The following is a 21,508-nucleotide window of genomic DNA, read 5'->3' as shown; positions in this document are numbered from 1 at the left end:
TATTTGGTTAAGTCCTCGATCGATTAGTATCAGTCAGCTCCACATGTCACCATGCTTCCACCTCTGACCTATCAACCTGATCATCTTTCAGGGATCTTACTAGCTTGCGCTATGGGAAATCTCATCTTGAGGGGGGCTTCATGCTTAGATGCTTTCAGCACTTATCCCTTCCGCACATAGCTACCCAGCGATGCCTTTGGCAAGACAACTGGTACACCAGCGGTGCGTCCATCCCGGTCCTCTCGTACTAAGGACAGCTCCTCTCAAATTTCCTACGCCCACGACGGATAGGGACCGAACTGTCTCACGACGTTCTGAACCCAGCTCGCGTACCGCTTTAATGGGCGAACAGCCCAACCCTTGGGACCGACTACAGCCCCAGGATGCGATGAGCCGACATCGAGGTGCCAAACCTCCCCGTCGATGTGGACTCTTGGGGGAGATAAGCCTGTTATCCCCGGGGTAGCTTTTATCCGTTGAGCGATGGCCCTTCCATGCGGAACCACCGGATCACTAAGCCCGACTTTCGTCCCTGCTCGACTTGTAGGTCTCGCAGTCAAGCTCCCTTGTGCCTTTACACTCTACGAATGATTTCCAACCATTCTGAGGGAACCTTTGGGCGCCTCCGTTACTCTTTAGGAGGCGACCGCCCCAGTCAAACTGCCCACCTGACACTGTCTCCCGCCCCGATCAGGGGCGTGGGTTAGAATTTCAATACAGCCAGGGTAGTATCCCACCAATGCCTCCACCGAAGCTGGCGCTCCGGCTTCCAAGGCTCCTACCTATCCTGTACAAGCTGTACCAAAATTCAATATCAGGCTACAGTAAAGCTCCACGGGGTCTTTCCGTCCTGTCGCGGGTAACCTGCATCTTCACAGGTACTATAATTTCACCGAGTCTCTCGTTGAGACAGTGCCCAGATCGTTACGCCTTTCGTGCGGGTCGGAACTTACCCGACAAGGAATTTCGCTACCTTAGGACCGTTATAGTTACGGCCGCCGTTTACTGGGGCTTCGATTCAGAGCTTCGCTTACGCTAACCCCTCCTCTTAACCTTCCAGCACCGGGCAGGCGTCAGCCCCTATACTTCGCCTTGCGGCTTTGCAGAGACCTGTGTTTTTGCTAAACAGTCGCCTGGGCCTATTCACTGCGGCTTTTCAGGGCTATTCACCCTAAAAAGCACCCCTTCTCCCGAAGTTACGGGGTCATTTTGCCGAGTTCCTTAACGAGAGTTCTCTCGCTCACCTTAGGATTCTCTCCTCGCCTACCTGTGTCGGTTTGCGGTACGGGCACCTTTTTCCTCGCTAGAGGCTTTTCTTGGCAGTGTGGAATCAGGAACTTCGGTACTTTATTTCCCTCGCCATCACAGCTCCGCCTTATGGTAACGGGATTTGCCTCGTTACCGGCCTAACTGCTTGGACGCGCATATCCAACAGCGCGCTTACCCTATCCTCCTGCGTCCCCCCATTGCTCAAACGGAAAAGAGGTGGTACAGGAATATCAACCTGTTGTCCATCGCCTACGCTTTTCAGCCTCGGCTTAGGTCCCGACTAACCCTGAGCGGACGAGCCTTCCTCAGGAAACCTTAGGCATTCGGTGGATGGGATTCTCACCCATCTTTCGCTACTCATACCGGCATTCTCACTTCTAAGCGCTCCACCAGTCCTTGCGGTCTAGCTTCAACGCCCTTAGAACGCTCTCCTACCACTGACATCGTAGATGTCAATCCACAGCTTCGGTGATACGTTTAGCCCCGGTACATTTTCGGCGCGGAGTCACTCGACCAGTGAGCTATTACGCACTCTTTAAATGGTGGCTGCTTCTAAGCCAACATCCTGGTTGTCTAAGCAACTCCACATCCTTTTCCACTTAACGTATACTTTGGGACCTTAGCTGGTGGTCTGGGCTGTTTCCCTTTCGACTACGGATCTTATCACTCGCAGTCTGACTCCCATGGATAAGTCTTTGGCATTCGGAGTTTATCTGAATTCGGTAACCCGATGGGGGCCCCTAGTCCAAACAGTGCTCTACCTCCAAGACTCTTACTACATGAGGCTAGCCCTAAAGCTATTTCGGAGAGAACCAGCTATCTCCAAGTTCGATTGGAATTTCTCCGCTACCCACACCTCATCCCCGCACTTTTCAACGTGCGTGGGTTCGGGCCTCCATCCAGTGTTACCTGGACTTCACCCTGGACATGGGTAGATCACCTGGTTTCGGGTCTACGACCACATACTCATTCGCCCTATTCAGACTCGCTTTCGCTACGGCTCCGTCTATCCAACTTAACCTTGCATGTAATCGTAACTCGCCGGTTCATTCTACAAAAGGCACGCTATCACCCATTAACGGGCTCTAACTACTTGTAGGCACACGGTTTCAGGATCTTTTTCACTCCCCTTCCGGGGTGCTTTTCACCTTTCCCTCACGGTACTGGTTCACTATCGGTCACTAGGGAGTATTTAGCCTTGGGAGATGGTCCTCCCAGCTTCCGACGGGATTTCACGTGTCCCGCCGTACTCAGGATCCACTCAAGAGGGAACGAAGTTTCAACTACAGGGTTGTTACCTTCTCTGACCAGCCTTTCCAGGCTTGTTCGTTTACTCCGTTCCTTTGTAACTCCGTATAGAGTGTCCTACAACCCCAAGAGGCAAGCCTCTTGGTTTGGGCTAATCCCGTTTCGCTCGCCGCTACTCAGGGAATCGCATTTGCTTTCTCTTCCTCCGGGTACTTAGATGTTTCAGTTCCCCGGGTCTGCCTTCCATATCCTATGTATTCAGATAAGGATTCCATCCCATTACGGATAGAGGGTTTCCCCATTCGGAAATCTCCGGATCAAAGCTTACTTACAGCTCCCCGAAGCATATCGGTGTTAGTACCGTCCTTCATCGGCTCCTAGTGCCAAGGCATTCACCGTGCGCCCTTTCTAACTTAACCTATAAGCTTTCAATACACATCGCATCTCTTCGTCAGCTTCCTTCGCTCCGCTCCTCATGTACATAAGTACATTCCGGTGCTCACTCAGTTGCTTCCTCGACCTGCTCGCGTCTTGAAACCTTCTAATTTCTTGTTTAGAGAAAATCTTAAGATTGGCGATTACTCGGTAATTCTTTATTGTCTAGCTTCGGCTCCTAACTTCTCGGTCGTTTCGATCCGCCCCCACAAATCCAAAAACAGGATTTGCATGGTCAGCTCTCCAACGTCTGTCGAAGTTGAACAGTCGCCTACGCCTTTCAATTTGGTTTCTTCTATATTTCATTATCTAGTTTTCAAGGAACAAGTTCACTTTCTTCTATAATAAGAAGAGAGTTTGTTATAGAGAGATTGCTCTCTCAAAACTAAACGAACCATAAGCGTCAACTTTCATGTAAATATCCTTAGAAAGGAGGTGATCCAGCCGCACCTTCCGATACGGCTACCTTGTTACGACTTCACCCCAATCATCTGTCCCACCTTAGGCGGCTGGCTCCAAAAGGTTACCCCACCGACTTCGGGTGTTACAAACTCTCGTGGTGTGACGGGCGGTGTGTACAAGGCCCGGGAACGTATTCACCGCGGCATGCTGATCCGCGATTACTAGCGATTCCGGCTTCATGCAGGCGAGTTGCAGCCTGCAATCCGAACTGAGAATGGTTTTATGGGATTGGCTAAACCTCGCGGTCTTGCAGCCCTTTGTACCATCCATTGTAGCACGTGTGTAGCCCAGGTCATAAGGGGCATGATGATTTGACGTCATCCCCACCTTCCTCCGGTTTGTCACCGGCAGTCACCTTAGAGTGCCCAACTGAATGCTGGCAACTAAGATCAAGGGTTGCGCTCGTTGCGGGACTTAACCCAACATCTCACGACACGAGCTGACGACAACCATGCACCACCTGTCATCCTGTCCCCCGAAGGGGAACGCCCTATCTCTAGGGTTGTCAGGAGATGTCAAGACCTGGTAAGGTTCTTCGCGTTGCTTCGAATTAAACCACATGCTCCACCGCTTGTGCGGGCCCCCGTCAATTCCTTTGAGTTTCAGTCTTGCGACCGTACTCCCCAGGCGGAGTGCTTAATGCGTTAGCTGCAGCACTAAAGGGCGGAAACCCTCTAACACTTAGCACTCATCGTTTACGGCGTGGACTACCAGGGTATCTAATCCTGTTCGCTCCCCACGCTTTCGCGCCTCAGCGTCAGTTACAGACCAGAGAGTCGCCTTCGCCACTGGTGTTCCTCCACATCTCTACGCATTTCACCGCTACACGTGGAATTCCACTCTCCTCTTCTGCACTCAAGTTCCCCAGTTTCCAATGACCCTCCACGGTTGAGCCGTGGGCTTTCACATCAGACTTAAGGAACCGCCTGCGCGCGCTTTACGCCCAATAATTCCGGACAACGCTTGCCACCTACGTATTACCGCGGCTGCTGGCACGTAGTTAGCCGTGGCTTTCTGGTTAGGTACCGTCAAGGTACCGCCCTATTCGAACGGTACTTGTTCTTCCCTAACAACAGAGTTTTACGATCCGAAAACCTTCATCACTCACGCGGCGTTGCTCCGTCAGACTTTCGTCCATTGCGGAAGATTCCCTACTGCTGCCTCCCGTAGGAGTCTGGGCCGTGTCTCAGTCCCAGTGTGGCCGATCACCCTCTCAGGTCGGCTACGCATCGTTGCCTTGGTGAGCCGTTACCTCACCAACTAGCTAATGCGCCGCGGGCCCATCTATAAGTGATAGCCGAAGCCATCTTTCAGAATCCTAACATGTGTTAGGAGCCATTATCCGGTATTAGCCCCGGTTTCCCGGAGTTATCCCAGTCTTATAGGCAGGTTGCCCACGTGTTACTCACCCGTCCGCCGCTAATCTTTAAAAGCAAGCTTTTAAAGATCCGCTCGACTTGCATGTATTAGGCACGCCGCCAGCGTTCGTCCTGAGCCAGGATCAAACTCTCCATTAAAGAGTATTGATTAGCTCAATAGTTAAAACAAATTTAAAACGTTGACGTTATGGTTCGTTTAGTTTTCAAAGAACAATATGACACAAGAATAAATTCTACATCTTCACTATTATTATGTCAATATTTTTTGTGTTCACTTTCGCTTCAACAGCGACAAAAACTATATTAACATAATTATTTTCTGTTTGTAAAGCCTTTTTTAAAACTAATTTCGCTTTTATTTTTTATCAGCGACAGGAATTAATATTACACGACTAGTATTATTTAGTCAATATATTTATATATAGATTTTAATATTATTTCTATCATAGGATGCAAAACAACTATATAGGCAACAAATGGTCCAAACCGGATAGAGCGAATATATTGCTATTGTACCTAAATACTGTATGTAAGATGCGATATAAATTAATCATTTTCTTCGATTAGAAGAGAAAGTCCTCCCTATCGTTTAGCAGAGCTCAGAAACAGGCAAAAGACATCGAAGCCTTTCTTCAATGTCTTTTGCTTTATATTCTTGCTTTGAAGACGTAAGCTCTTTTTGAAATTTTTAGAATAACATTTCCTTATGATTAGAAAATAGCTCTCCCCCATAATAGGACAATATTTCTTCAACAAACTCAGAAAATCGTTTATGGTCATGACTAGAAAAAAATTGATCTACATTTTGAACAATTTTATTGTAGACTTCTTCATTTGATTCTTTAAGGCATCTAGCTCTCCATTTTCCTATCCCCATCCAATTTCCATCTGTTCTTATTACTAATTCAGATAATCCTTCGATTAAGTTATTGACAATGAAAAGTTGCTCTCCCTCATCTTTACAAGTTCTCAAATCGTATAATTGATCTGTTATCTTATATCTAAGCTTAGCAAAGTCCTCACTACTCCACATTGCCATTCCGTTCATAAGGGTAGACTTCGCTTCTTTTTTCACTTTTCCTCCTAAATCATCAGTATCCTCTACAATAATTCCTTCTGCACAGATTTTTATAATTGTAGGCACTCCCGTATAACGAGCTGTTTCAAATTGATAATACAGAGCTGATTCAGTAAAGACGAACGCTTCAATCTTTCTGTCTTCGAATATATAACAAGATAAATGAGGACTCTCTTGTGTTTCATCAATGATTAATAGATCAATATCAGATTCTCGATTTTGTTGATTATGAATGATGCTACCACCTACCATACCCACTGATGCATTTGGATAAAATCGCTTTATAAACTGATTGACTAGCTCTATAATCGACTCTTCCATTGTACTCACTCCCTTCATATTCATCTATGCGTTCCGTTTGGGTATTAGAACGAGATCCTTATATTCCTCATTTGAATCTAAGACCGTTTCCGATGTGAATGAGGAGCGCTTTATTCTCATTGTCTGACTTAGGTAGAATTACATTCTCGTAAAGCAACCGTTATATTCTATATAACTTTGTCTATGAAATAAAAAAACTATAAACAAACTCATAATTTTAAGAGTTTATCTATAGTCTTTTGAACTGCAGGTTATACAGTTTCTTAGTCCTTTCTATGCAGAAATATCCCAGTCCTCTTCGATCGTTTCTTTATAGAAGAAAAGGAACTCTCTTAAAAATGGATGATGAAGCTTATTACTTCCTTCGGTTACTACCATTTGAAGAACTGGTTGAATATGTTTCTTAACAATTTCTCGCTCTATGTCTACTAAAACATTGTAATTCTCTTCATTTTCCAATTGTTCATTTACAAGAGCACTTAAAAATAACGTTATACACCCTAGGTGGTCTGGATACCGGTCATTTTCTAGCGGATAATAGAATCCCATGCTTTCATATAATTGGATTAAACAAAGTAAGTCTTTCTTTCTAGACTCTGTACCCTCCCCTTCATTCACCTTATAGGAAGAAAGGTAAGGTGATATAAAAAACTTCCCTGGGATAAAAAAATGATTCTCATACCATAACTCCACTTGCTCTCTATCATAATATGTGTGAAACGGAAGCTGGTCTTGGAGCTCCTTGGGTATCTGGTTCATTAAAATCTCATATTGATTCCATTCCCCTAACCATATACTCGATAAAATATTTGCAATTGCCATCTTGCCTTGTTGCTCTTGTTTTAATTGAGTCATTCTTATCACCTCTCCATCTAATTAAGCCTTATTTACTTCTACATATACATCCTGTTGAGCTGGCCCGCCAACTAGTAGATCTGCTAGAAACCCTTCAAAGTAGCTTTCATCCTTTTCCGCTAAAGTATTTACGGAAAATCCTTTTCCACGAGGTGGCGTATAGCCTGACTCTTCATGTAGTGGCTTATTAAACTCGAATGGCAGATGGCCATATGGGTCTGCTGGCTTGATCGTTTTTCCATCAACTCTTTCAACATTTGACCCATAAGAAAAATGACCGAAACTGAAATTTGCTCCTACAACCCCCGGCTTTATCCCTGGTGTAACAAGAACTTTAGATTTAACTTGTGCATTGTTTGAGAGAATAATAACTTCATCATTCGTGTTAATCCCTTTTGAATTTGCATCTAGAGGATTCATCCACAAGTAGTTCTCAGGGCGGATTTCTCGAAGCCATGGATCTCCTTCTGTACGATGTGTTGCCATATTTCTAGATTTCCAATTAATAAATTGTAATGGCTTATTAGGCTTATATATTTCACCATTGTAGGTTTTGATCTCCTCTGCCACTGGGACTCCTTCAAAGAATTTTCCAGTATACGCACTTTTAAACATGGCAGCTTTTTCATCGTAAAAGTACACTTGATTGCCCCATCGATATTTTAATTGATTCCCTTCATATTCATCTCCAAGCGGTTCAAATCTACCACCACGGTTTAATACATAGACAACCTTTTTCCATTCTTCAGGCTTTACTGCCTGTTTTAATTTATTCATATTAAAGTATTTACCTAATGCGTTTTTTCTAGCTTTTTCAAAGATAGCTAGCTCCTCTGCATTTGCATCAGGTACTGGTTTTTTGCCATCAAAAGCAATATTAGCAATTCGTTTCAGATAATAATCTTCTGGTTCATGCAAAGCCGACCCATCAACAAATGCTCGATCACCTACACCTGGAAGACCCATTTCTTTTAGGAGATCAATGTATACCTGCTCTGTAGGTTTTGCATCAGATACAATTCGTATAACCGGCTGAATTACTCCAGCAAACTTGTACTTTAGGATGGGGAATATATCTTCTGCATTCCAACTTTCCAAATACGCTAGGTCCGGCAATACAAAGTCTGCAAACTTCGTAGTTTCCCCAATAATCACATCTGAAGAAACGACAAGCTCGATTGTTTTTCCGTCCTTTAAAAATTTCTCTTGCATCTCCGAACGTGGTCCTGCCATAACAGGTGACGTACGATTAATAAGTAGAGCTCTTATTTTATATGGATATCCTTCTGCTGAACTAGGAAGGACATCTTGGATTAATTTATTTCCAAATGGATACCACGGTCGCTTAGCTGGATAACCATCTTTTTCAAATAAGGATGTCTTTTCATAAGGAACTTTATGACGGGTGACTGGAATTCCCCATCCTTTATTTGCATTTGGAATTGTCGCTAGATCATATCGCCCCTCGGTTGCTTTATATTTCGCACCTAACGCAGTATCCCCGCCCTTCCAATCATGACTTCCAACTAAGTGAAGCAGCATATTAATGGCTCTAACGTTGTAGTACCCATTCGTGTGCATGGCTGGACCCCGATAAGAGTGGATTCCAACCTTCTTACCATGTGACGTAAATTCCTTTGCTAGTTGGATTATTTGATTAACAGTCACATCACATAATTCAGAATACGCTTCAAGGGTCTTTTCCATCACTTTTTCTTTAAATATCGTAAATACGGATTTTACCTTAATTCCATTTATGGTCGTATTTACTTCAAGCTCTCCATTCGTTGCATTCGAATGGGTTATTGGGTTTCCGTCTTCTATAACGACATATTCTTCTTCTCCAATTCCTAAATCCTTCGCTCTTAAGAAAGGACGTTTTTTATCATCTACATTTACTAAGAAGGTTGCGTCGCTCCATGTAGTTTCACCATCTAAATTTGCTGCTTTCTCATTCGGATTTCTTAAGTATGTTTCATCGTAGCGGTTGTTTTCAATTATCCATCTTGCCATACCAAGAGCTAATGCACCATCTCCTCCTGGCTTTACAGGAATCCATTGATGTGCTTTTTCGGCCGTCTTACTATACCTTGGATCGATTACAACCATCTTCATTCCTCGATCAATCGCATTCGTAATTTGTGGCGCAAAAGTAGTTGGTCCTCTATTGGCTACCATTGGATTTGTTCCCCAAATAAGGACGAACTCAGCATTGTCATAATCAGGAATCATCCGCTTCTTAGCTTTTTCGGTATCATAGGAACGAACATTTCCCATAACACTAGTAATACCGCAATATCCTCCGTGGTCATAATAATTAGCAGTACCTAAGCTTCCTGCTGCTAACCTTTCAATAAATTCACGACGATGGCCAGCCATTACAGCAATTTGATTGGATTTCGGACCAAAATCAGGATGATCTGTATTAATTAATACATCTTTATACTTTTGATCAAATGCAACCTTCTCCATCCTCCCTGCCTTAACTTGTTCCCAATCTGACATTACTTGTTCTTCAGGGACATATGCCCATATATTTTTTAAACCGGGTGTCCCTAATTCTTTGCTTCCTTCCAAAATTTCTTTGTATGCTTCTTCCCATGTAACGGTTTTCCAAACACCACTTCCACGCTCCCCTACACGCTTAAGTGGTTTCTGAATACGAAATGTATCATATACAGTCTGAATTCCTGCTTGTCCTTTAAGACATGTTCTTGCCCCGCGGAATCCTCTTCCCGCTTTCGCAATATCCCCGGTCCCTTTTACCGCTTCCTTCACTGGCGTTGTATAATTGATATGGCCATATGGAATCATATTCATCGGACTGTATTGATTTCCAGCAATTTTTCGAACGATCGAGGAATAGGCTCCCGCACTACCTCCCACAACATACGCCTTTATTGTACAAGTCGCATTACATTGCTGACATGAAGTGAAAATTATATTTTCTGCTGAATAGTCTTGATAATCACTTCCTACTCCATGCTCTTCATCTGTCCAAACTCCGCTCATTACCTGTTTGACTGGACCTACAAAGGCAGGGCCTACAAATGCAATTGCGCCAAGTGTACCTAACGCCTTTAGAAATCCTCTTCTCTTCATTTTTTTATCTTCCATTGTTGTTCACCTCATTTACATCCATTTCAGACTCTTCTATCGGTAGCAACTTCTCTCCGAATGTGTAAATAATTAGTCCCATAGCAACCACCCCTACACTTACCATCCATTCGTTAAATGACGGGAAGTAATTGCCCCAAGGTAATTCATGGAACAGAGGGACAATTAATGGAGGAACAACGATATTAAAACGTACCCCAATAATTCCAATGACTATAGCAATAGCTGCAAAGAGCAAGGCATTCACTGATTGGTTTGTTCGCTTCCAAAAAACAATCGTTATCGGGATGACTGCTCCGATAAACATTTGTACTCCCCAAAATGACCAGGAAAAACCACTTGCCATCATCGTTCCTAATGTATCTAAATGTTCTGTTTCTAAGCCATACCAGCCAGTCAAATATTCATAAAATTGAAGACCGAGGTCAATGATTAGAAAACCCACCATTAGCTTTGAAAGTGACATGATCATTTCTTTATCAATAGGCTGTTTAGTTGCTTTTTTCTTAATAATATACATGGCTAGCAGTAGCGCGGTGCCAGATACCATTGCTGAAACTACGAAAATAATCGGAAAAATAGCGGTGTGCCAAGCTGGTCTTGCTTTAACTAACGCAAAAATCGTACCAGTACCGCCATGAACACCAATAATCGCTAATGGGATACCGATTGTTCCTAATATTTTCATCCATATATGATCACGTTTTTTGGTAGCAGCATTAACTGTTGCATTTTTAAATGTAATCAATTTAGCTACTTTTCCTTTTACCGTATTCGTCTTTGCTATTCTGACAAGATCCTCGCGCATAGCAATATAAAGTTCTACTGTTAAAAGCGCTATATATACAAGGTAAAAGTGGACCTCCCAAGCGAGTGCCGATGTAACATTCCAATAAATTATTGCGTTAAATAAACGTTCTGGTCGACCAAGATCCATTAAGACAAAGGTTAACGCGACAATCATACAGACGATGGCAGTAAATAGAGCTGCTTTACCGATTCGTTCATATTCTTCCATGCCAAAAACATAAATTAATGTGGATAATAAAAATGAGCCTGCACTTAACCCAACAAAAAAGATGTAGAAAGCTATCCATGCACCCCACGGCGTAATACTTGATAGGTTAGTAGCTGATAATCCATCCATAAACCGGCCAATAATGAAATACCCACCTACGGCAAAAGAAGCAAACAGAAAGGAAATCCAAATTTTAAATACCGAAGATGATTTAAGTTGCTGTTTGGTCTGTAAGGCTAAATTCGACATGTATTTCATCCCTCCTATCTTAAATAAATAACACTTGGATGTGTTCCTAATTCTTCTTTTAAACGAAAAGCTCTTGGACTTGCAGCTAGTTTGGATACCACGCTGTTTGGGTCATTTATATCTCCAAAATAACGGGCATCTCCTATGCATGTCTCTACACATGCAGGCTCTTCCCCACGTTGTAGACGATGGAAGCAAAAGCTACACTTTCTTACTGTTCCAATAGGAGTTTTCCCTTCTTTTCTTTCTCCTCTTTCAGTCCCATATTCAGGGCTTGAGACATCATTAAACCCCATCATTTCTTGTTCATAGCTATCACCAAAATCAAATGAACGGGCTCCATACGGACAAGCGACAATACAATAGCGACAGCCTATACATCGATCATTGTCTATAGCTACGATTCCATTTTCCATTTTGTATGTGGCTCTAGTTGGACAAACTTGAGCACATGCTGGTTTGTCACATTGCATGCAGGGTCTAGGTAAATTCACTGCTCTGATATTTGGAAATTCGCCTTCTAATTTCTCCATTACCACGTTATAAGAAATTCCAGGAGGCGTTCGATTCTCCGCTTTACAAGATACTGTACACGTATCACAGCCAACACATTTTTTTAAGTCAATCACCATAACCCATTTAGGTCCACTTTTCTCCTTTTGGGTAGTGTGATCTACCCCTGAAGCGTAGTACTTACCGAATTCCTTTGTTAAAGAAGAAGAATAAGTTTGATGAAAATCTACAATATCTAATCTCCCATTTATTACTTTACGTGCATCTCTTGCCATATTTAAACCTAACTCAGAATCATAAGGGGAATTAGACATCTCCTTTTTTGAATCAGGAAGTACCAAATCGACTAATTTGTCAAAGTCCTTCGGCTCGGGTCCCCGATTAAACAATAATCCCATTGTGATCACCTCATTCTACTTTTTCATTGTCTCTTGGATCTCTTTTACTTCCTCAATTTCTTCTGCAAAATCACTAGTTAGCTCCTTAGCTGACTTTTTAAATTCCTTCAACGTTTGACCAAAGGCTCTACCGATTTCAGGTAATTTCTTTGGACCAAAAATGATTAATGCTAATACTAGGATTAATATAAGTCCTGGGATCCCAATGTTAGATAACATACTCTCACTTCCTTTTGGTTGGATTCATCTTTCTATCTATTCAACTTGCAAGTTACGTGCCAACTATTTGAAAGCACTTGGAAATACTGCATTTTCTGCCAACTTAGTTCTTCATTTAACACCTCAAGTACCCGTCCTTTGGCTATTCTTCAAGTATTTACACTAATGATCAAACCCTATGCATACAAAAAAGCACTCCAGTCATTGCCTGAGTGCTTTTTCAAAGAGTGTGACATTTTGACACGTTATGCCTTTTTGTCATATGTCAATTTGTCATCGTTCAGTTAAGTTGTATTGCTCGATTTTCCGATATAGATTTCGAACACTTATCCCTAAGGCTTCTGCTGCCTTCGTCTTATTCCATGATAAAGTGTGAAGTGCTTTTTCAATGTGTTCCATTTCTAATTCTTCTAAAGTCTTTAATGTTAGGGGTTTTTCTATTTCTCCTGAAGATATAGGTGAAAGTAGCAAATCCTCAACTTCTACAATGTTTCCTTTCGATAAGAGAAGGCCTCTTTCTATTAAATGTTGGAGCTCCCGTACATTCCCTGGAAAAGGATAGGATTCTAGTTGCTTGATTGTATTATCTGAAAAGATCTTTTCTGTTTTCTTTGCTTTTTCAATAAAAAAACGGATGAGTACAGGAATATCCTCGATTCTTTCCCTTAGTGGAGGGACATATAGCTTAACTACATTTAAGCGGTAATACAAATCCTCTCTGAAATTCCCTTCCTCTACCTCTTTCTCCATCTGTCGATTCGTTGCAGCAACAACACGTACTTTTACTCTTCTCTGCCTGATATCCCCTACACGTCGAAACTCTCCTGATTCTAGAAATCTTAGCAGCTTTACCTGAACTGCTTGTGGCATTTCACCAAGCTCATCTAAAAATAATGTGCCACCATCTGCTACTTCTACTAATCCTTTCTTTTCTTGATTCGCTCCTGTAAAAGCTCCTTTTGCATGTCCAAATAATTCACTTTCAAGTAAGGTTTCTGAAATAGCTCCTGAATTCAGTGCAACAAATGGTTCTTCTCTTCTATTACTCCAATAATGCAGGGCTTTAGCAAACAGCTCTTTTCCCGTACCGCTTTCCCCTTCAATCAGTACAGGCACTTCACTATCAGCTATTCGCTTGGTTAACTGTACAACCTCCTGCAATTTTGAGCTTTCTCCAACAATATGAAATTGGTTTTGCTGTTTTATTAACTTCCGCATGCTTTCATTTTTATCTTTTAAGCTCTTATTTTCTCTAGCTTTTTGAATGATCAATTCTAATTCAGATAAATTATATGGCTTAGTTAAATAATCAAAAGCACCATATTTCATCGCTTCAATCGCTGTTTCAATCGTACCGTGACCAGTAAGCATGATAATTTGCATATCAGGCTGTATGATTTTCGTTTCTTTTAATAGTGAAATTCCATCTTTTTTTGGCAGACGAATATCAAACACACCAATATCATAATAGTTATTCGTTAATAGTGATAATGCCTCTTCTGCACTATCAGCATGTTCTACATCATAGCCCTTCCTCTTCAATCGTTTGACAAGCAGTTGTAGTAAATCCTTTTCATCATCAACAATTAATAGCTTTGCTGTAGTCACTTAATCATCCCCCTTTACTTTCCCATCAATTGGGATCATCACTTGCATGGCAGTTCCATTGCCGACCTCACTCCATACATCGATTTTCCCACCAAACTGCTGTATGATCCCATAACAAACTGATAACCCAAGTCCTGTTCCTTTCCCTACAGGCTTTGTTGTATAGAATGGGTCAAAGATTCGCGGAATCATTTCTTTTGGTATGCCACTACCTGTATCAATTACTTTTATTAATAAATTCTCGTCATCCTGCCATACACCTAAAGTAAGGCTGCCTTCCTCTTCCATTGCATCTACAGCATTATTGATTAGATTGACAACAATTTGCATTAGCTTTAAGCCATCACCTGCTATTTTTGGCAAGTTTCCCTCAATATCTAGCCTTACATTTATTTGGTTTTTCTTAAGCGAATATTCTACTAAACTTATACTGTTTTCGATTACTTCTCTTACATCCATATAGCTTTCATTCCAAATAGATTTCCTAGAAAAATTTAATAGATTATTCGTAATTTTTTTACATCGCTCGGTGTTTTCCTTTATCTTTTTTAAATAGAAGTTCATTTCTACTTCATCTAACTCTTCATCTTGGATACTTATCCGATCGATTAAGTCCTCTGCATATACGTTAATTGTTGTTAGAGGATTGTTCACTTCATGCGCGAAGCTCGACGCCATTAGACCAAGAGCACTAAGTTTATCGGTTTGAATTATCTTCTCTTCCATTTGTTGCTGCTCTGTAATGTCCTCAATAAAAATAAGATATTCACCCTCACCTGGAATAACATGACTGAGAGGAAACACACGATGTTTATAAATCCGTTCATATCCATCTTCATCAAGAGATTTCATAATCTGATCTGCATGACTCTCAAGCGCTGGACATGTGATGGGGCATTCTTGACAAGGCGTTAATCCCCCCCCTATTAAATGATAGCAAGGCAATGATAAATCATTATTTTTCAACCAATTTTGAAGAGTTGGGTTCATCCATGTCACTTGATATTCTTTCGTAACTAACGCTAGTCCTGCTCCAATTCCATTTACGACGATATCAAGTCGTTCCTTTTCCATTTCAAGGTAGAGGGTTTTATCATATAATTCTTTTTTCAGATTATTAAAGGTTTCAACTAACTTTCCCATCTCGTCATTTCGATTAACTTGGATATCTACCGTTTGTTTTCCTAACTGAAACTTTTGCATCGCTTTTTCTAGCATCACAATGGGCTTTGTAAAATAGAGACCTGCATATATGCTGATAATGCTGGCAAATAGAGTAACAATTGCTACTACCATTAGGCCATTTGTAAACATTTCATTAACAGGCTCGAAGGCTGTCTTTTTTGGTTGCTCCATAACCAACGTCCAATTAATCTGATCAATCTCCGCTTCTACACCCAAAACAGGTTGTTTCACAGCTGTGGCTTCATTTCTCCATAATTGACTGTAATCCTGATGAGCAATGACCCTTCCGTTTCTATCTATTAAATATAAATAGGCTGAGTGGTCTTGCCGTAAGGATGAAATCAGGCCAATTATTTCTTGAAGCTGAACAACAACACCGATACCTTTACGTTCCCCATTTTCCATAAACGGAACAGCTAATTTCATAACAGGCTGGCCAAAAGGATTGAAAATAACATTGCCATAAACCTTATCATCCGTTTGGAACGCATACCACATTTGATCCTCAAACCATAATTCATTTTCATCAGAAATGTTTAAGAGATAACGCGAAACACGCTTTTCTACTATCCCTTTTGCATCCGTTATTACTACTTCTTCGATAAAATCACTTTGTTGTAAAATTTCATAGAAAGCACTTTTTTCATCCTTACTATTTTTCAAGGCGGAAACCATTTGAATTCGTTGAAACGTTTGGTTAAATTCTAATTCTATTTCACTTGATAAATTATCGAGCATTAACTTTTGCTTTTCAATAATTCGAACTTCTAAATCTACTTTCACATGAGCGTAGTAATAGTAACTAATAAATAGAAGAGGAAGCGTAGACATAATCATCCCGAACACTAATACCTTGTTTCGAATTGGTTGCGAGAGAAACCCTTCAATTAGCCGCTTCATCTGCTTTATTCCCTTCTACAGCCATTACTAAATTTGCCACTTTCATCAAATCGTGATCCATTGGAATGTTGAGTTCTTTTGCTACTTGTTTATTTATGAAAAATTGGATGGAATCGGGGAGTTCAACTGGGAGTTCACTTGGTGAATTCCCTTGAATAATCAAGCTTACATACCTCGCAGCTTGATATCCTTGGCTATAAAAAGTTGCTCCATAACTTGCTAAAAAGCCACTTTCCGTTTCATGCTCATAAATACCCATTGTGGGTGCTTGATATCTCCTTGAAATCTCTACGATTTGTTCGGCCATTGATTCCATACGAAAACCAGGTAATACTAGAATACCCTCTTGATTTTGAATACTATTTCCAAATTGCTCTAGAAAATCAGCCCCACCAACAGGGTGTACGACGATTTCGATTGCTAGCTTCATTGCTGCTTCTTTCGTATTTTCTAAGCTTAATTGACTTACTTCGATATCTTGATCATAGAGGACATGTACTCGTTTGAGCGATGGTATCAAGTCATATAACATTTCTAATCTTTTTCCAGAAATACCTGTATGATAGTTATTCACTCCTGTAAATTGCCCTCCTGGTGTATGGTATTCATCGATTACTCCAATATCCTTTGGTGCCGCAATTCCAGCGAACACAATAGGTATGTCAAGTTGTTGATCTGTTACCTGTTTTTTCAGTTCTAGTGTTTCTATTCCACCCATTGCCACAATTACATCTGGTGTCTCTTTTAGTAAACGAGCAATTTGGTTCTCTAAAAGCCTATCATCGTCCTTGCCATTTTTTAACACAAACTCAAACTCGTTCTCCTTGTACCCTAAGTCAAGAAGGCCCTGTTTTAATCCTAAGAACTTCTCATAACGACTTTCTCCAATCATTATGACACCTACTTTTAGCGGAGGATTGTCATCCTTTTCTATATAGTTGTAAAGAACAACCGAGAAAGTCACAATCGTTAAGAAGAAAAAAAACCATTTTATTTTCAAAGGAAATCCTCCCTTGCATGTTGTTCAATCTCCTTTCACTATAACGAAAAAAAACAAATACCTACCTTGGTAAATAGGATAATTTTATGACGATTCAAACGGATGCCTTGATGAAAATTCAAAGGGATGACGGAAGAGAACTATTCTAACATTGCATTCTCTTTTTTTAAGATTAAAATGAATGTATAGGAAAAATAGCATTGAGTAGGAAAGGATTCGGTCGATGATTAGTAATGCAGATGTTATTGAAAGATTAGGTACTTTATTACAGAAAGAGCTATCGAGTGAAGCACTTCATGAGGTTTTGTTTTGCGAAGGGAAGCATAAGAAGGTGTTGCAGCGGTTTTATTTAGGAAAACAATCGTATGTACAATATAAAGTAATTGACTCTTCTGCTAAATTATTTGTAGATATATCAATTTTAGGAAACCCAAACACTTTTCGAATGGGAATTGAAGAAATAAATGGACAGCACATCTTTCAATCGGAGCCGAGAGTTTCATATAGTTATTTATAGTATTATTGGTATTATTGGTATTCTGGGAGAGGAAGTTAAGCCCATCCATGGGTCTTATCTTACCTCTCTATACACGAAGAGAAGTCTACTCTGAAATGAAAAAGAGAGAGTAATCCCACTCTCTCCTACAAAAGGATATCTACCCATATCTTAATGGACGTTGCTAAGATTAATACAGCTAAAATGACTTGTAAAATTTTTGTGTTAATTTTTTTACCAGCATTCGCTCCTAATGGTGAAGCAATTAGGCTCGCTACTACCATTATTGCCGCAGGAAAATAGTCTACCTGTCCTGTCGTGATCTTACCGACGGTCGAGCCAATTGAGGAAATAAAGGTAATCGCTAGAGAAGTGGCAATTGTCATTCTTGTTGGGATTTTCAAGACAACGAGCATGATAGGTACTAGAAGGAATGCCCCTGCTGCACCTACAATCCCAGCACCGATTCCTACAATAAGCGCAAGGACCGCAGCTAGAAACTTATTGAACTTCACCTGATCCATTGGAATATCATCTAAGCCTTTTTTAGGAATGAACATCATGATAGCAGCTACTAATGCTAGAATTCCATAAACGAGGTTAATTCCGCCCTCAGACATAAAGCCAGATCCATAACTACCAATAAAGCTGCCCATCAGAATACTTCCACCCATGTAAATAATTAATGTCTTGTTCAGATACCCACCTTTCCGATAAGCCCAAACCCCACCAATCGTTGCAAAAAACACTTGAACAGCACTAATCCCTGATACTTCATGTGCACTAAATGCTGCTAAACCAAATAATGGCGGGATGTATAAGAGCATTGGATATTTAATAATAGACCCACCTATCCCAACCATCCCTGAAATATAGGAACCTATAAATCCAATTAGAAAAATGACAATAATAAAGGCAAAATCCATATGATTCCTCCTCGTTTTTAATAAGTTCCCCCTTCTTACATTAGCCTTGTAATGCATAGAAGAAAGCGGAGAGAAGGTCTCCACTCACACTACGATATGAAAGAGCACCTTAAACCCATATTCTTTTTTTGCGAAAATGTAAGAAAAGGAGACATAATCTCCTTTTCTACTCGTTATTACCCCTTTTGAATCCAAAATTTTAGAACACCATTGTCCTCTTCATGCTTAAGTAACTCATGACCAGTTGATTGTGACCAAGCAGTTAAGTCCTTTAACGAACCTTTATCAGTTGCGTGAATTTCTAAAACTTCACCTGTTTGAATTTCTCCCATTGCTTTTTTTGTTCGAACGATTGGCATTGGACAAGCTAATCCTTTAGCATCAAGTAATTTTGTTACATTCATTATGAAACTCCTCCTTATCATCATGTAAAATCGTTTTTATCGAACAGCACAGCGGTTTGGACCAATTTCCATTTCACGTTGTTTTTCTTCATCTGGGCTTATTTTCCCCATATTGGTTTCACGAATTTCTTGATATGCATTTGGTTGTGGTGGTAAATTTTCTGAGACCAATTTTCTAAATACCGCTTCATCTTCTATATTCAACCCATGATTTTGGGCGAATAGTGTTCCTAGCTTTTCAGAAACACTTCCATCTTCATTTAATTCATCGATAATCATGAAATGAGCTGGCAATACAATCAGTTCATCTGAAAGCTCACGATAACGTCTGTAAAGAGTTTCTCTTAGATCTAAGACCCAATCTGCTGCTTTTCCAGCTAGGTCAGGTCTTCCGATTGAATCGATAAACAAAATATCACCTGACAGCAAATACTGATCATCTATTACAAAAGAGGTCGATCCAATGGTATGACCAGGAGAGTAGATTGGTTGAATCGAAATCTTTGTGTCACCAATCATTACATCATTTCCTTCATGCAGTGCTTCATAGGTAAACGTAACCTCATCAGCATCTTTCGTAGGTAACCAGTATGTTGCATTTGTTTGCTCAGCAATCTTTCTTCCACCAGAAATATGATCTGCATGAAGATGCGTATCAAACACATGCTTAATCGCTATTTGCTTTTCTTCAGCAAACTTTGTGAAAATATCTGTCATACGAGTTGCATCAATAATCGCTGCTTCTCCCTTAGAAACAACCATATAGGATAAACAACCTTTTCCAATGCGGACAAACTGATAGATTTCTCCACCATCTTTTAGATTCCCAACCTTAACGGGTTCTAAATGCTCACTCCAAGCCTTCATTCCACCTTGAAGATAGGCAACCTCCCTGCCCGCTTCTTCAAGCATTTCAGCAACCATTATAGAAGACCCTTCTTTGGCACATACTACAAGTACTACTTGATTGGTTGGAATTTGATCAAGAATCTCCTCTACTCCATCCAGGAGATCAAAATAAGGGATATTTAAATGTGTAAATTGGTCACCTTCAATTTTCCAATCTTGAAAGTCTGATTCATTACGAACATCTAGAATAAATAATGCTTCTTTATTGAAAACCTTTTTCGTGACTTCATGTGAATTCATTGCTTTCACTATTTTACCCCCTTAGGTATATTATTGGTGAAAAAAATTTACTTAACTCCGTCTGTTTCACCTGTCCACTGTGTCATACCAGGAACGACGTTTACCACATTTGAAAATCCATTGGCAGAAAGAATTTGTGCTGCCATATCACTACGGTTTCCTGTCCGGCATACAACATAGATTGTCTTCGATTGATCTATTTCTGATAAACGTACCTCTAAATCTGCAAATGGAATAGAAACTGCTTGAGGAATATGACCAAAAGCAAATTCAGCAGGCTCTCTAACATCTAAAACGACCATGTCAGCTTCATTTTCCAGCTTAATTACAAGATCTTCATTTGAGATTACATGAGGAAACTTTGATTCAGACTTTTCTTCCGAAACACTTGCTTTTCGAATGTAATGCTTTAATATTCCTTCTTCTTCAATTGTTCCTAAATATTGGTGTCCAGAACCTTTCGACCAGGCTTCGATATCGGCTTTTGATCCTTTATCTGTAGCTTGTACTTCAACTACCCCACCAGGGTTTAGTGCATTCATTGCTTTTTTCGTTCGCACAATTGGCATTGGACAAGCTAACCCCCTAGCATCTACCACAAGATTCGTCTTAAACGCTTCCATAAAAATATCCCCCTTTGATTAAATAAATAAATTAACATTTCCTTCAGATGCATCTGCTAAATAGGCGGCAACTCCTGCATATTCAACTCCATCCATTATTTCTTCTGGTTTTAATCCGAGGAGATCGACAGTCATTTGACATGCAACAAGCTTAACATCCTGTTCTTTAGCCATATCTATTAATTCAGGTAGTGGCAATACATTATGTTTCTTCATTATATCCTTAATCATCGTCGGTCCAAATCCGGCATAATTCATTTTGGATAAACCCATTTTATTCACGCCTCTAGGCATCATTCTCCCAAAAAGCTTTTCTATAAATGTTTTTTCTACCTTAATTGGTTCATCTTTTCTTAAGGTGTTCAATCCCCAAAATGTATGGAAAATAGTTACTTCGTGATCATATGCTGCTGCACCATTCGCAATAATGTATGCAGCCATTACTTTGTCATAATCTCCACTAAATAAGACAATTGTTGTTTTTTTACGGTCTGTCATTCTATCTCCTCCTTACCCCAATGGGTATATAAGAATATAAAAAAATAATTGTGTGTGTTCAATTAATAATATTGTCATGTTGTTAAATACCTTACAGGGTATACTATATTATAATTTTTTTGGTCTGTCAACAGGGGTATTTGATTTTCTTGGCTTAA

15 protein-coding genes and 2 rRNA genes are annotated in these 21,508 nt (G+C 40.5%); 1 reads left to right on the top strand and 16 read right to left on the bottom strand.

Translation table 11 applies throughout. The features are described from left to right. Positions 1-3 precede the first annotated feature (3 nt). The 11 genes from LS684_RS04960 to LS684_RS04910 form a co-directional block, all read right to left on the bottom strand. Positions 4-2,936, bottom strand: a 23S ribosomal RNA gene (locus LS684_RS04960). A 444-nt stretch (positions 2,937-3,380) separates the two neighbouring features. Next, positions 3,381-4,931 (bottom strand): 16S ribosomal RNA (locus LS684_RS04955). The 16S and 23S rRNA genes sit together here, the layout of an rRNA operon. A 550-nt stretch (positions 4,932-5,481) precedes the next feature. After that, a complete protein-coding gene (locus LS684_RS04950) occupies positions 5,482-6,192 on the bottom strand; it encodes a nucleotidyltransferase family protein (RefSeq protein ID WP_233810486.1) in 711 nt (236 codons plus the stop codon). A gap of 273 nt (positions 6,193-6,465) precedes the next feature. After that, positions 6,466-7,047: a molecular chaperone TorD family protein gene (locus tag LS684_RS04945; protein WP_233810484.1), complete on the bottom strand. Its 582-nt coding sequence runs from the start codon at positions 7,045-7,047 to the stop codon at positions 6,466-6,468. A gap of 21 nt (positions 7,048-7,068) precedes the next feature. Next, positions 7,069-10,164 carry a molybdopterin-dependent oxidoreductase gene (locus LS684_RS04940; RefSeq protein WP_233810482.1) on the bottom strand — a complete coding sequence of 1,032 codons (3,096 nt, stop codon included), beginning with the start codon at positions 10,162-10,164 and terminating at the stop codon, positions 7,069-7,071. Beyond that, a complete protein-coding gene (gene nrfD, locus LS684_RS04935; protein ID WP_233810480.1) occupies positions 10,154-11,431 on the bottom strand; it encodes an NrfD/PsrC family molybdoenzyme membrane anchor subunit in 1,278 nt (425 codons plus the stop codon). The genes LS684_RS04940 and nrfD overlap by 11 nt, the downstream gene beginning before the upstream one ends. Positions 11,432-11,445: 14 nt before the next feature. Continuing rightward, positions 11,446-12,342 (bottom strand): 4Fe-4S dicluster domain-containing protein, encoded by an 897-nt coding sequence (locus LS684_RS04930; protein ID WP_233810478.1) that lies wholly within the window; start codon positions 12,340-12,342, stop codon positions 11,446-11,448. Positions 12,343-12,357: 15 nt separating this feature from the next. Further along, entirely contained in the window at positions 12,358-12,561 is a 204-nt protein-coding gene (gene tatA / locus LS684_RS04925) for a twin-arginine translocase TatA/TatE family subunit (RefSeq protein WP_233810476.1), read from the bottom strand. A 273-nt stretch (positions 12,562-12,834) separates the two neighbouring features. Then, complete coding sequence (locus tag LS684_RS04920) at positions 12,835-14,169, bottom strand: sigma-54-dependent transcriptional regulator (protein ID WP_233810474.1); 1,335 nt, start codon at positions 14,167-14,169, stop codon at positions 12,835-12,837. Continuing rightward, positions 14,170-16,254 (bottom strand): HAMP domain-containing sensor histidine kinase, encoded by a 2,085-nt coding sequence (locus LS684_RS04915; protein ID WP_233810472.1) that lies wholly within the window; start codon positions 16,252-16,254, stop codon positions 14,170-14,172. It abuts the gene before it with no gap. Beyond that, positions 16,238-17,254, bottom strand: a complete 1,017-nt coding sequence (locus LS684_RS04910; protein WP_233810470.1) for an ABC transporter substrate-binding protein — start codon at positions 17,252-17,254, stop codon at positions 16,238-16,240. Before LS684_RS04910 ends, LS684_RS04915 begins: the two co-directional genes overlap by 17 nt. A 223-nt stretch (positions 17,255-17,477) precedes the next feature. Here LS684_RS04910 and LS684_RS04905 point away from each other — a divergent pair, with 223 nt between their 5' ends. Further along, positions 17,478-17,771 carry a hypothetical protein gene (locus LS684_RS04905; protein ID WP_233810468.1) on the top strand — a complete coding sequence of 98 codons (294 nt, stop codon included), beginning with the start codon at positions 17,478-17,480 and terminating at the stop codon, positions 17,769-17,771. A gap of 125 nt (positions 17,772-17,896) precedes the next feature. On the opposite strand, the gene LS684_RS04900 is transcribed toward LS684_RS04905, so the two are convergent. From LS684_RS04900 to LS684_RS04880, 5 genes are all read right to left on the bottom strand, one after another. Continuing rightward, positions 17,897-18,676: a sulfite exporter TauE/SafE family protein gene (locus tag LS684_RS04900; RefSeq protein ID WP_233810466.1), complete on the bottom strand. Its 780-nt coding sequence runs from the start codon at positions 18,674-18,676 to the stop codon at positions 17,897-17,899. Between the two features lie 176 nt (positions 18,677-18,852). Next, positions 18,853-19,080, bottom strand: coding sequence for a sulfurtransferase TusA family protein (locus LS684_RS04895; RefSeq protein WP_233810464.1), 228 nt, complete (start codon positions 19,078-19,080; stop codon positions 18,853-18,855). Positions 19,081-19,116: 36 nt separating this feature from the next. Next, complete coding sequence (locus LS684_RS04890) at positions 19,117-20,229, bottom strand: MBL fold metallo-hydrolase (protein WP_233811545.1); 1,113 nt, start codon at positions 20,227-20,229, stop codon at positions 19,117-19,119. Between the two features lie 47 nt (positions 20,230-20,276). Beyond that, positions 20,277-20,852 (bottom strand): sulfurtransferase TusA family protein, encoded by a 576-nt coding sequence (locus LS684_RS04885; protein ID WP_233810462.1) that lies wholly within the window; start codon positions 20,850-20,852, stop codon positions 20,277-20,279. Positions 20,853-20,870: 18 nt separating this feature from the next. Next, complete coding sequence (locus LS684_RS04880; RefSeq protein ID WP_233810460.1) at positions 20,871-21,350, bottom strand: DsrE/DsrF/DrsH-like family protein; 480 nt, start codon at positions 21,348-21,350, stop codon at positions 20,871-20,873. Positions 21,351-21,508: the final 158 nt, after the last annotated feature.

This window comes from Cytobacillus spongiae (assembly GCF_021390075.1).
This window is presented reverse-complemented; position numbering and strand designations above follow the sequence as displayed.

What these genes read in the sequence shown, in the direction of transcription:
- LS684_RS04930 (WP_233810478.1), bottom strand. Translation starts at nt 12,342, where the DNA reads ATGGGATTATTGTTTAATCGGGGACCCGAGCCGAAGGACTTTGACAAA.
- LS684_RS04950 (WP_233810486.1), bottom strand. Translation starts at nt 6,192, where the DNA reads ATGGAAGAGTCGATTATAGAGCTAGTCAATCAGTTTATAAAGCGATTT.
- LS684_RS04900 (WP_233810466.1), bottom strand. Translation starts at nt 18,676, where the DNA reads ATGGATTTTGCCTTTATTATTGTCATTTTTCTAATTGGATTTATAGGT.
- LS684_RS04885 (WP_233810462.1), bottom strand. Translation starts at nt 20,852, where the DNA reads ATGGAAGCGTTTAAGACGAATCTTGTGGTAGATGCTAGGGGGTTAGCT.
- LS684_RS04940 (WP_233810482.1), bottom strand. Translation starts at nt 10,164, where the DNA reads ATGGAAGATAAAAAAATGAAGAGAAGAGGATTTCTAAAGGCGTTAGGT.
- LS684_RS04880 (WP_233810460.1), bottom strand. Translation starts at nt 21,350, where the DNA reads ATGACAGACCGTAAAAAAACAACAATTGTCTTATTTAGTGGAGATTAT.
- LS684_RS04890 (WP_233811545.1), bottom strand. Translation starts at nt 20,229, where the DNA reads ATGAATTCACATGAAGTCACGAAAAAGGTTTTCAATAAAGAAGCATTA.
- LS684_RS04895 (WP_233810464.1), bottom strand. Translation starts at nt 19,080, where the DNA reads ATGAATGTAACAAAATTACTTGATGCTAAAGGATTAGCTTGTCCAATG.
- tatA (WP_233810476.1), bottom strand. Translation starts at nt 12,561, where the DNA reads ATGTTATCTAACATTGGGATCCCAGGACTTATATTAATCCTAGTATTA.
- nrfD (WP_233810480.1), bottom strand. Translation starts at nt 11,431, where the DNA reads ATGTCGAATTTAGCCTTACAGACCAAACAGCAACTTAAATCATCTTCG.
- LS684_RS04905 (WP_233810468.1), top strand. Translation starts at nt 17,478, where the DNA reads ATGATTAGTAATGCAGATGTTATTGAAAGATTAGGTACTTTATTACAG.
- LS684_RS04915 (WP_233810472.1), bottom strand. Translation starts at nt 16,254, where the DNA reads ATGAAGCGGCTAATTGAAGGGTTTCTCTCGCAACCAATTCGAAACAAG.
- LS684_RS04945 (WP_233810484.1), bottom strand. Translation starts at nt 7,047, where the DNA reads ATGACTCAATTAAAACAAGAGCAACAAGGCAAGATGGCAATTGCAAAT.